This is a genomic window from Acidaminobacter sp., from assembly GCF_030247605.1.
In the GTDB taxonomy this organism is placed as follows: domain Bacteria; phylum Bacillota; class Clostridia; order Peptostreptococcales; family Acidaminobacteraceae; genus Acidaminobacter.
Map to the genome: position 1 here is coordinate 22,688 of NZ_JAOTSB010000034.1, position 10,032 is coordinate 32,719.

8 protein-coding genes are annotated in these 10,032 nt (G+C 54.7%); 1 reads left to right on the plus strand and 7 read right to left on the minus strand.

Going from position 1 to position 10,032, the window contains the following annotated elements; genetic code table 11:
• Positions 1–52: 52 nt before the first annotated feature.
• The 4 genes from OEL90_RS12985 to OEL90_RS13000 all read right to left on the minus strand — a co-directional run bounded on the left by OEL90_RS12985 (position 53) and on the right by OEL90_RS13000 (position 4,467).
• Positions 53–1,159, minus strand: coding sequence for a phosphatase PAP2 family protein (locus OEL90_RS12985; RefSeq protein WP_291402454.1), 1,107 nt, complete (start codon positions 1,157–1,159; stop codon positions 53–55).
• A 29-nt stretch (positions 1,160–1,188) separates the two neighbouring features.
• On the minus strand, positions 1,189–1,974 hold the full coding sequence (locus OEL90_RS12990; protein ID WP_291402452.1) for a PhzF family phenazine biosynthesis protein: 786 nt from the start codon (positions 1,972–1,974) through the stop codon (positions 1,189–1,191).
• Positions 1,975–2,310: 336 nt separating this feature from the next.
• Positions 2,311–3,243, minus strand: coding sequence for a lipoyl synthase (lipA, locus tag OEL90_RS12995; RefSeq protein ID WP_300689240.1), 933 nt, complete (start codon positions 3,241–3,243; stop codon positions 2,311–2,313).
• A gap of 132 nt (positions 3,244–3,375) precedes the next feature.
• Positions 3,376–4,467: an AI-2E family transporter gene (locus OEL90_RS13000; RefSeq protein ID WP_300689241.1), complete on the minus strand. Its 1,092-nt coding sequence runs from the start codon at positions 4,465–4,467 to the stop codon at positions 3,376–3,378.
• A 123-nt stretch (positions 4,468–4,590) separates the two neighbouring features.
• Between OEL90_RS13000 and OEL90_RS13005 the strand changes: the two genes are divergently transcribed.
• Positions 4,591–5,331 carry an RluA family pseudouridine synthase gene (locus OEL90_RS13005; protein ID WP_291402448.1) on the plus strand — a complete coding sequence of 247 codons (741 nt, stop codon included), beginning with the start codon at positions 4,591–4,593 and terminating at the stop codon, positions 5,329–5,331.
• A 195-nt stretch (positions 5,332–5,526) separates the two neighbouring features.
• On the opposite strand, the gene OEL90_RS13010 is transcribed toward OEL90_RS13005, so the two are convergent.
• The 3 genes from OEL90_RS13010 to OEL90_RS13020 form a co-directional block, all read right to left on the minus strand.
• Positions 5,527–8,550: a BTAD domain-containing putative transcriptional regulator gene (locus OEL90_RS13010; RefSeq protein WP_300689243.1), complete on the minus strand. Its 3,024-nt coding sequence runs from the start codon at positions 8,548–8,550 to the stop codon at positions 5,527–5,529.
• Between the two features lie 141 nt (positions 8,551–8,691).
• On the minus strand, positions 8,692–8,943 hold the full coding sequence (locus OEL90_RS13015) for a hypothetical protein (RefSeq protein ID WP_291402444.1): 252 nt from the start codon (positions 8,941–8,943) through the stop codon (positions 8,692–8,694).
• Positions 8,944–8,990: 47 nt separating this feature from the next.
• Entirely contained in the window at positions 8,991–9,878 is an 888-nt protein-coding gene (locus tag OEL90_RS13020) for a formate/nitrite transporter family protein (RefSeq protein ID WP_291402442.1), read from the minus strand.
• Positions 9,879–10,032 lie beyond the last annotated feature (154 nt).

Consider the following 10,032-nt stretch of genomic DNA (forward strand, 5'->3'; position numbering starts at 1 on the left):
CCCTCCTCAAAATGGAACATGTGGGGTCAATAGGCGCTAGCCGCAGACCTGCTCAAGTTCCGGATCTGGCCGCTTCTAGCAGCGCCGGTACACCCCAGGTGATCATCAGACCGGTTTCCAGGGTAGCCAGCCCATCGACAATGAGCTCCGGAAAACCAAAAGCCGTCAACAGCCAGGTCGTCGTCCCGTAAGCCGCAGCGACTGTCATTATGCCGAAAAGTAAATGTGCTGGCTTTGCTGGACGTAACAGGTCTGCGCCTGGATCTGCGTCAGCGCCTTTAACGGCAGTGCCTGTTGATCTCGACGTTAATCCAGAATTCCCATGCCCAATGGTCGCCCCAATCAGCAGACTTGTCAGCTGCACCGCGGAATGATCCAGAAAGACGAAAATTCCTATGGCGGACAGGGCGAATGTGGGGATGAGGAACCATCGGCTGAATCCCTTTAAAAAAGACGGACCAAGAAGGCCCAAAACGCCGCCAATCAGCCCGCCGGCCAGCACGTCCTGAGGCCAGTGCACGCCCAGGTAAAGACGCGACAAAGAGATCAGAACAATAAAAGAACAGGCTATGCCGATGGTCACACCACCGCCCCGTCTCCCCTTCCGAACGCCTGCACCGGCCGAAACCAGCGCCAGCCAAAAGGTCGCCGCAGTCTGGGCATGGCCGCTTGGGAACGAGGCGCTCCCTGCGGTGAAGGTCCAAAGGCCTTCAATCCCGGAGACGGCCTCAAAGGGACGGGGTGCATCTACAAAGTTTTTAATGACAATGTTAAGCAGTACGGAAAACACCACCAGCTGCATGAGTTCGAAGGTGTTTTGACGACTTTGAGGTCTTTTGGCGCTGCCTGAGCAGAGATCATGACTTGAGCTGAGCCGGCGGTGGCTGTTGAAGCGACCATCGGCAAATGCACTTGAACCGGTCCAGTACATCACGGAAAGCACCGCAATGTAAAACAGATCGTCGCCAAGCATGGTCAGGGCGCCCATGATCCAGGTCAGGACCGGGTGGCGCAGGGACTGGAACCAAAGCAATAGCTCAAGCTGCCAGTCGCCGAGGGGCAACCCGGACACGAGCAGGGCCGAAAAATTACCGGACGCGCCAAGCGCCGCCGCGCTGGATGAAGCCACATTCACTGCAGTTACTGCATCAAACGACATAATTTGATTTCCTTTTCCTTTGGGAAGACCTAAACGGTAATGGTCCCCTCCATATAAGTGACGACTTTGCCCATCAGCTTGATGCGGTCGCCAATGACCTCGACCTGGAGGCTGCCGCCGCGCTTTGAAAGCTGCTTCGCCGTCATGACCCTTTTATTGAGAACCGAGTTCCAATAAGGCGCCAGGGTGCAGTGGGCGGAACCTGTGACCGGGTCCTCGTCCTTGCCGGTGACCGGGAAGAAATAGCGCGACACGAAGTCGACGTCGTGACCCGGCGCGGTGCAGATGACGCCGTGGGTTTGGACCTTCAGGAGCTCCTCGAAATCAGGGTCGAGGTCGAGGATTTGGTCCTCGTCGTCGTAAATGACCATGTAGTCACGGGTCGCGTAGCGATACACATGCTTAGGGAGTTTGCCAAGGGCGAGGACCAGCTCGTAGGGCATTTCTGATCTGACCGCAGGGCGTGCCGGCAAATCGATAGCCAGGTGATCGCCCTCTTTATAGACTTCGAGAATGCCGCTCTTGGTCTTGAACTTGACGCGGTCGAGCTCTGGCTCGAGTTTGGTGAACACGATGTACGCGCTGCTCAGCGTTCCGTGGCCGGACAGGTCGAGCTCCTTGTTTTCAGTGAACCAGCGGGCGTCATAGTACCCATCTCGCTTAACAATGAAAGAAGTTTCCGATGGGTTGTTCTCCCTAGCAATTTTCTGCATGAGCTCTTCGTCAATAAACTCCTCCAGCGGACAGATGGCCGATGGATTCCCGGCAAACTGCCGGTCCGTAAACGCGTCGAGATGGTAAAACGGAATTTTCATTGAATTAGCCTCCATCATATTGCTCCGGTGATTAAGAAGTCAAAATTGAAATGGGTTGAAACTTTCAAAATGGACAGACTGGCGAGAACACACTCAAATAGTTAATCAGCGGAGCAATAACATTCATTTTCGATTTAAGTGTACACCATTTATCGCCTCGCGTGAAGGGATAATGACAGACGGGGTCAGACCTGCTATGCCGCAGGGTGATCCGACGGGGTCAGACCTACTAAACCGCAGGGTGATCCGACAGGGTCAGACCTACTAAACCGCAGGGTGATCCGACAGGGTCAATAGACGCAGCCGCAGACCTGCAAAACCGTCAAAAACGCCCTCCTAGGCGCGGCCTTGATCCTGAATCTGGTCGTAGACTTTTCCTGCGTTATAGGAGCTGCGCACCAGCGGCCCGGAGGACACGTCCTGGAAGCCCATGGCCATGCCCTTTTTCGAGAGCAGCTCGAACACCTCAGGATGCACGTATTCCTTCACCGGATAATGCTCCGCAGAAGGCGGCAGATATTGGCCGATGGTCACCAGATCCACCTCATGCGCCCTCAGGTCAGACAGGAGCTTGAGGACTTCCTCTTCGGTCTCGCCGAGTCCCAGCATCAGCCCGGATTTCGTTAAAATATCCGGCTGCATGGCTTTCGCGCGCTTCAGCAGCTCCAGGGATCTCGTGTAAACCGCCTCCGGCCTGATTTCAGGATAAAGACGTTCAATGGTCTCAACGTTGTGATTCAAAATATCAGGGCGCTCAGTCATGATGACTTCCAGGGCGTCCCAGTTGCCGCGGAGGTCCGGGATCAAGACTTCAACGGAAGTGCCGGGAGACGCTTCGCGAATCGCCCGAATGACGGCGACGAAGTGGGAAGCGCCGCCATCGGCTAAATCATCTCTGGTGACGGAGGTGACGACGGCATGCTTGAGACCGAGTTCCACCACGGCCTGCGCGACGCGTGCCGGCTCCTCGGAATCCAGGCAGAGCGGGGCTTCCTTGGTGACATTGCAGAACCGGCAGCCGCGGGTGCAGTTTGGCCCCATGATCAAGAACGTCGCCGTCTTGTTGCCGTAGCACTCCATGCGGTTCGGGCAGTTGGCTTCTCTGCATACAGTATGCAGCTGATTCGCGGAAAGCATCTTTTCAACTTCGATGATGTCCCGCATCTCGCCCTTCTTAATTTTCAGCCATTCCGGCTTTCGCATCTTATCATGGGAAGCAACATTTTTGGTGTCGTGGCAGCTTGTTTTCAAATTCGTTAAGTCTGGCATTCTCTGATGTTCCTTTCTCTAATTAGGGAATTTGGATGAGCTTGGGGGAAACTCGGTGTCAGACACCGAGTTTCTTTTTGGGAGAAACTTGGGGTTGATAGGCGCTAGCCGCTGACACCTAGTTTCTTCTTTCTAGATTGTATCTTCCGTCTCTGTCGCCATTTTTTCCTTCTTTTCTATAACGTGCACCAGGACAATGTTGAGAATCGCGGCGACCGGAATTGACAAAATCATGCCGATCATACCGCCGAAGGATCCGCCGAGGGAGATGGCGAGCACGATCCACATGGGCCGAAGCCCTATATAATTGCCCATAATGCGCGGACCGACCAGATTCGCGTCGATCTGCTGGACAACCACAATCAGAATGGCGACCTTCAGGGCGTTCAGCGGATTATATAGAAGCGTAATGCCCACCGCCGGGATGGCCCCAATAAACGGGCCTACATACGGGATCACGTTGGTGAGGCCCAGCAGCAGCCCGAAGATCGCGGCATACCGAACCCCCAGGACCGTCATGCCAACGAAGGACAGCACACCCACAATGGTGGCCTGAACGATGAGTCCCGTCATAAACTTGGAGAAAATCTCGTGGACCTTGGCGCCCCAGTCGAAAATGGACTGGGCCCGGGCATCGTCGAAGGCCGCGCGGCAAAGTCTCACCATGGAGGCCTGCAGCCGCTTCTTGTCGATCAGCGTGTAAATGGACACGACAATCCCGATCATGGTGCTGAACACCGCGGACGTGACGCTCATCAGCCCTTGGGTCAGGTTGGACAGCAGGATGTTGGCCCACTCCGCCAGGCGCCCGCGGATGGAGACCAGTGCCTCTTGTACTGTTTCATTCTGGAGGATGCCGCTGTCGGACAGCTCCGTGTTCGCCATGGTGATGAGCCGCGGGACGTCAGCGATGATCTCGGAGGCGTTGTCAATGACCATCGGCACAACCAGCCAGCCGAACCCGGCCAAAATGACCAGGAGCAAAAGATAGAGCACGCCGATGGCCGCGCCCCGCCCAAACTTGAAGGTCCGCGTCAGGAAGCTGACCACCGGGTCGAGGATGTAGGCGATCACGAGGCCAATGATAAACGGGGTCGTGGCGCCGGCAATTTTCGCGATCCACGCGACAATTGCGTCGAAATGGTTGATCGTAACGAAAGAAACGATTAAACTTAAGCTCAGGGCAAGCATGGCGCCGAGCCACCGTTTCAGGTTCAGCTGCATGTGACACCTCCGGACGGGCAGCGCCACGCGATCGTGGCCGGCTCCGTAAATTTGCACAAGATTAGGACTATTATACACATACTTCAATCGCAGATACAAGTGTGAAAAAAAGGAGACATAACAATGCTGAAAATTTTATTTGAAGACAAGCACGTCATTGTGGTCGTGAAGCCCCCGGGCATGCCGTGCCAGCCGGATCCGACCAAGGCCCCTTCTCTGCTCGAGGCGGTTCAGGCTCACATGAAGGCGTCCGGCGAGACCGGCAAGACCGCGAAACTCGTGCACCGTCTCGATCGTCCAGTGGGCGGCGTCATGGTTTACGCCAAGACCCGCGAGGCGGCGGGCCACCTTAGTGCCCAATTTGCCGATGGTCGCATCAAAAAACGCTACCTCGCCGTGGTACAGGGTCAGCCCATAGACGACAGCGGCCACCTGGTTCATCAGCTGAGAACCACGCCGGGCAACGTTGTAGAAGTCGCACATGGCCCTGAGGGGCAGACGGCGGAGCTGAAATATCGAGTCATCGGGCGGACCGACGCTGCACTAACGGAGGCTGCCTCCCCTCTTGCCCTGCTGGATGTGCTGCTGCTCACCGGCCGGCGTCACCAGATTCGTGTGCAGCTTTCGGCCAGTGGCTTTCCAATTTTGGGAGATGCCAAATATAACCCGGACTTTGTGAAAGACGGCAACCCTATTGGACTATGGTCGTACGAAATCAGATTTTATCATCCTGCAAAAAGGACTGCCTTGAGCTTCAGGGCGCTCCCGGGTGGTTTGAATGATGCAGGCGGCGCCAAGTCCTACCCGGCGCCTTGGCATTATTTTTCCAGTCAGATTGCGGCGCTGGAAGAGAAGCAAAACTAGGAAAATGGAATAGCATTTTAGATGCGGGTCTGACCCCACGTAAACACGTGGGGTCAGACCTGCATTTTTTATTAATCCGACGGGGGCCAACGGGGTCAGACCTGCATTTTTTATTGATCCGACGGGGTCAGACCTGCATTTTTCATCGCAATCCTGCAACTTTTATTGATCCATTGGGGTCAGACCTGCATTTTTCTATTGACCCGCATTACTCAAATGATACGGATGGGACCTAATCTCCGCCTCTGCTTCCTGCACAAAGCGGATCTCGTAAGGGTTGCCCATGAGCTGGGCGTATTCTCTGGCGCGGCCCAGGTGCTCATCGACACTCTCTGGAATGTCCGCTATATCCATAAGGCGGGCGAGATGGGCTTCCGCCTTGGCCCGGCCCCAAATGCTCTTGGTAAGCTCGAAAATTTCAACGGCCCGGACGACGGACTCCAGGGACTGATCCATCCTGCCCTGCCTGAACTGCGCCAGAGACAGATTGGTGAGAATCAGGGCGAGGCCGTTGGACGGCAAGCTGAGCTCGGCTTGTTCCATAGCGCGGGTTAGGGTGTGGAAGGCCTCATCGTAACGCCCTTCGCCTTCATAGGCCATGGCCAGGTAATTCAATGTCGCTGCCATGGCGGAATGGGTGCGGGGCTGTTCCTCTGTGAGAGGCTCGAGATACTGCAGTGCCATCATTAAGTAGTTCTGGGCGCTTTCAGTATCCCCGCTCAGCGTGGCATGAAGCCCTTTGAGGCGCCAGAAAACGTGGATGAGATCCCCGGTCGGCTCCCCCGGTCCGCCCATGAGGTGGCCGAGCTCGCTGAGGAGCGAGTCAAACAGCTCCAACTTGCCGGTTTGGATCGCATAGTAGATCTTTTGAAGGAGACAGAGCTCCAGCAAATCTTCGCAGCGGTGGATCTCGAAGTAGCGGATGGCTTTGTCGATGGACTCGAGACCATCGGCATAACGCCCTTCGCGAATCGCACGGCGGCCACGCATGTAGAGAACCTGGTGGTCGTAGGTGACGATGCTCTCATCCTTGGCATCAAGCCGGCTGCGGGCCTCGTCGATGGACTGCATGACCTTGTCCTCCAGGGTCAGACCCCCTTCGAGGTCGACGTTCTGGCCGCTGAACACTTCATGCCAGCGGTCGAGGTAGCGGCGGCCGTAAATGACGCGGTAGCGGTATTCGCGGCGTGCGTCCGACGCCAGACGGCTGTGGTGGATGACATAAGGCAATACGGAAACACCGCCGCGCTGGGCATACAGGTGCTCGTAGTAGTCAGCAATCTTTTTATGCAGGATCCTGCGTCGGGTGACGGAAATTTGATCGGTGAGGTAATCCTTTAGTTTTTGGTGGGTAAAATGGTAGATCAGGCGCTCGCCGTCCACCCACTCCTCGAGAATGCCCGCGCCTCTAAGAGCTTCGATCAGGTCCACCAGCTCCACGTCCTCGTAGGCAGCGATGGCCTGGATCGCCTCATAATCCGGGGATTCCATGAACAGCGCGGCGACATCCGCCACGCGCTGGGCGGGCTCGGAGAGGCCAATGAGCTTCGAACGCATGAGCTCGTCAAACTTCAGAGTGTCGAGCTTATCGATGGTCCCCTCGTTGATCAGATCCAGGTATTCCCGCAGGAGCAGTGTGTTGCCCTCGGAGGCCTCGATATAGCGGGACATGGCCGCCTCATCCAGGGTCACGGTCGAATTGCGAAGGCCGTTTCGGAGAAATTGCCGGGCCTCGACGGGTGAAAAACGTGCCAGTGGCACACGGAGCAGCCATTTTTCCTTGCAGCCGCAGGCTGTCATGAAGTCCAGCGCTTTGGATTTGACGTCCCGCGAGGTCATGATGACCATGACGTTTTTCAGGTGCTCGCGAATGAGCTCAAGGAGCAGATTGATCGAGTGGGTCTGACCCCAGTGGAGATCCTCGAAGATCAGAACCACGTTTCGACGCTGGGAATAGCGGGTGAGCAGGTCGCTGACCTCCTGCACCATGTCCTCGTAGCGGATGCGCTCGTCCCCTTCCAGACCTTGGGTCGCCATGGCCGGCGCTATGAAGTCCGCGAAGCCGAATATGCGGCTGGTGCCGGTCTCGCCCAGTTCCTGCAGCATTTCCCTCAGGATGCCGCGGAAAATGCGGTACGGCAAATCGTGCTCCATGGGGTACGCCGCCGCCCGCATAACTTTGACGGGGAGCTGGTGTTGCGGTTTGGTGGTGGGGTTGGGGCTGGAACCATCGGCAGAATTTTTTTCTTTTTTGCTGCCGATGGTCTTCTTATTATCTTTGTCTGCCTGATGGTCATAGGTGTGTTCGTAAGGCGGCGCGGCGGTTTTCTCGCTGAGCTCCAGTGCGCTGATGACGCGCTCCACCAGGGTGGTCTTGCCTATGCCGGCTTCCCCTGTGATGAGGATGTGGCGGTGGTGGTGATTCTCCAGAAAATTGTAGAGCTCGTCTTCGATGGCAGTAAGTTCGTCGTAGCGGCCAAAGAAGTAGGTCTTGGGACTCGCGGTGGCCTGAGCGGTCTGCTTGCCCTTGAGTTCGAGGATTTTTTCGTAGAGGCGGGTCGTGTCATTGTCCGGCACGACGCCTAGCTCGTCCTTCATGGTGCGCATCAGCTTCTGGTAGACCTCGATAGCGTGATTGTACTCCGAGGTGCGCAGGTAGAGGCTCATCAGGGCGCGGATGTTGTCTTCGTCATAAGCGTCAATAAGGACCATTTTCTCGCGGGCCTTGGCGGCCTCGGCGTAGTCGTCCTCTTCCTCGAGGCGGTTCGCAGTTTTTTTGTGGTGGTCGAAAATTTTCTGCTGAACGCTGCGCTGCTGGTCGATGAGCCACTCCTGGAAGAATTCGTCTTCTTTAAAGGAGAATCCGCTCAGAAGGGTCAGGTCCTCCCGGGTGACGGCCTGCACCGGCTCCAGCTCCCATAGGTCACAGCGCCAGACGGCGTCCTTGTTGAGTTGAACGCTGGAGTGGTTAGGCATGGAGAGCAGGTCCTCGGCGACGTGCTTGCGAATCAGGTAGAGGGCGTTGCGCAGGCTGCGTCGGGCGTATTCGGTGTCGCTGTCCGGCCAAAACAGGCGGCAGAGGGCGTCACGGGTGCTGGTCGTCTCCACGGCCATGAAATAGAGGATGGCCTCAGCTTTTTTGAGCGTCATATTGACGGGCTTGCCGCCGGCGTAAACCGCGGGAATCCCGAGGAGCTTCAGTTCTATCGCTGGAACCATGTAAACGCCTCCTGGTGGATGATTTCTATATAAAACCATTCGAAATGCATTTTGCAATTTTTTGTGGGGAGAAATGATTCGGTGTACAGAAGATCTGTTTAATTCATTATACAACAAAATTGCATATGCCTCACGTGATTGTCATATTCCGTAACTTTTTTGCATCTTGTGGGCATTGCAAAGGCTGTGAAGTGCTTTTCGGGTCTTGAAGTGCTTTGCAGGTCTGACCCCGTTGGTTGAAGTACTTTGCAGGTCTGACCCCGTCGGTTGAAGTACTTTGCAGGTCTGACCCCGTCGGTTGAAGTACTTTGCAGGTCTGCGGCTTGCGCCTATCGACCCCGTCTGTTCATGCTTCGCAGGTCTTGATATGCAGGTCTGACCCCAGCTGTTCATTAAAAAACCCCCTGCGCTCGCAGAGGGTCGTGTTTGAATCAAATTGTTTACGCCGCTTTCTTAACGAAAGTCGTAAGCGGATCGTGCTGCGGCGTTTTCTTGGATCTGAGATAGACGAACCAGTATGCGCCACCGACGCAAACGACGCCGCCAATGATATTTCCCAGAGTGACAGGAAGCAGATTTCCAACCAGGAAGTTTTTCCAGGTCAAAGTGCTCAGAACCTCTGCCGATAGATGCGAGGCCTCCGCCCAAGCCGGATTAGCCTTTGCAAGGATCCCGGCAGGAATGTAGTACATGTTCGCAACGCTGTGTTCAAAGCCAGAAGTGATAAACAGCCAGATTGGGAAGAAAATTGCAAGGATCTTGCCAGTCATATCTTTTGCACCGTAGGAGAGCCAAACCGCCAAAGTGACCAACCAGTTGCACATAATGCCAAGGAACAAAGCAGAATGGAATGGCAGGTTAACTTTATAAGCTGCGATCTTGATAGTCTGGCCACCAAGGAGCGCACCACCGCTGTTAAGCTGTCCGGAATAGACAATCATAAAAGTCACCAGCATAGCACCAATGAAGTTTCCAGAATAAACCGTTACCCAGTTTTTAAACATTTGACTTGGCGTGATTTTTTTCATCATGACAGCCGCGACCATCAGAGTGTTTCCAGTAAAAAGTTCCCCGCCGGCCAGGATGACCAACATCAAGCCTGTTCCAAAGATTGCGCCTGCGAGTGCCTTACCCATGCCATAAGTCGATGGATCTGCGAACAAATTAAAGGCAGCCATATTGGATCCTTGTGAAGCAAACGCTATAAATGCCCCCGCAAGGACACCAAGTAACAATTGTGAAATCGGACTAAGCGCCGCTTTTTTCTTTGCCGTTTCTACAGTAGCTTCTGCAATTTCTGCTGGGGTCAGCATTTTTTTCTCGTTCATTCATCTCTCTCCTATAAATGTTATCAATTTTATTTTATGATGGCGGATAAAAGAGTTACAACTTTTATTGTATTTATTTTAACAATATCATAGTAACACGACTTTCATAATTTCACAATAGTTTATTAGAATTATTGTATTAATAAAATTATTA

What these genes read in the sequence shown, in the direction of transcription:
- OEL90_RS12985 (WP_291402454.1), bottom strand. Translation starts at nt 1,159, where the DNA reads ATGTCGTTTGATGCAGTAACTGCAGTGAATGTGGCTTCATCCAGCGCG.
- OEL90_RS12990 (WP_291402452.1), bottom strand. Translation starts at nt 1,974, where the DNA reads ATGAAAATTCCGTTTTACCATCTCGACGCGTTTACGGACCGGCAGTTT.
- lipA (WP_300689240.1), bottom strand. Translation starts at nt 3,243, where the DNA reads ATGCCAGACTTAACGAATTTGAAAACAAGCTGCCACGACACCAAAAAT.
- OEL90_RS13000 (WP_300689241.1), bottom strand. Translation starts at nt 4,467, where the DNA reads ATGCAGCTGAACCTGAAACGGTGGCTCGGCGCCATGCTTGCCCTGAGC.
- OEL90_RS13005 (WP_291402448.1), top strand. Translation starts at nt 4,591, where the DNA reads ATGCTGAAAATTTTATTTGAAGACAAGCACGTCATTGTGGTCGTGAAG.
- OEL90_RS13010 (WP_300689243.1), bottom strand. Translation starts at nt 8,550, where the DNA reads ATGGTTCCAGCGATAGAACTGAAGCTCCTCGGGATTCCCGCGGTTTAC.
- OEL90_RS13015 (WP_291402444.1), bottom strand. Translation starts at nt 8,943, where the DNA reads ATGAACAGCTGGGGTCAGACCTGCATATCAAGACCTGCGAAGCATGAA.
- OEL90_RS13020 (WP_291402442.1), bottom strand. Translation starts at nt 9,878, where the DNA reads ATGAACGAGAAAAAAATGCTGACCCCAGCAGAAATTGCAGAAGCTACT.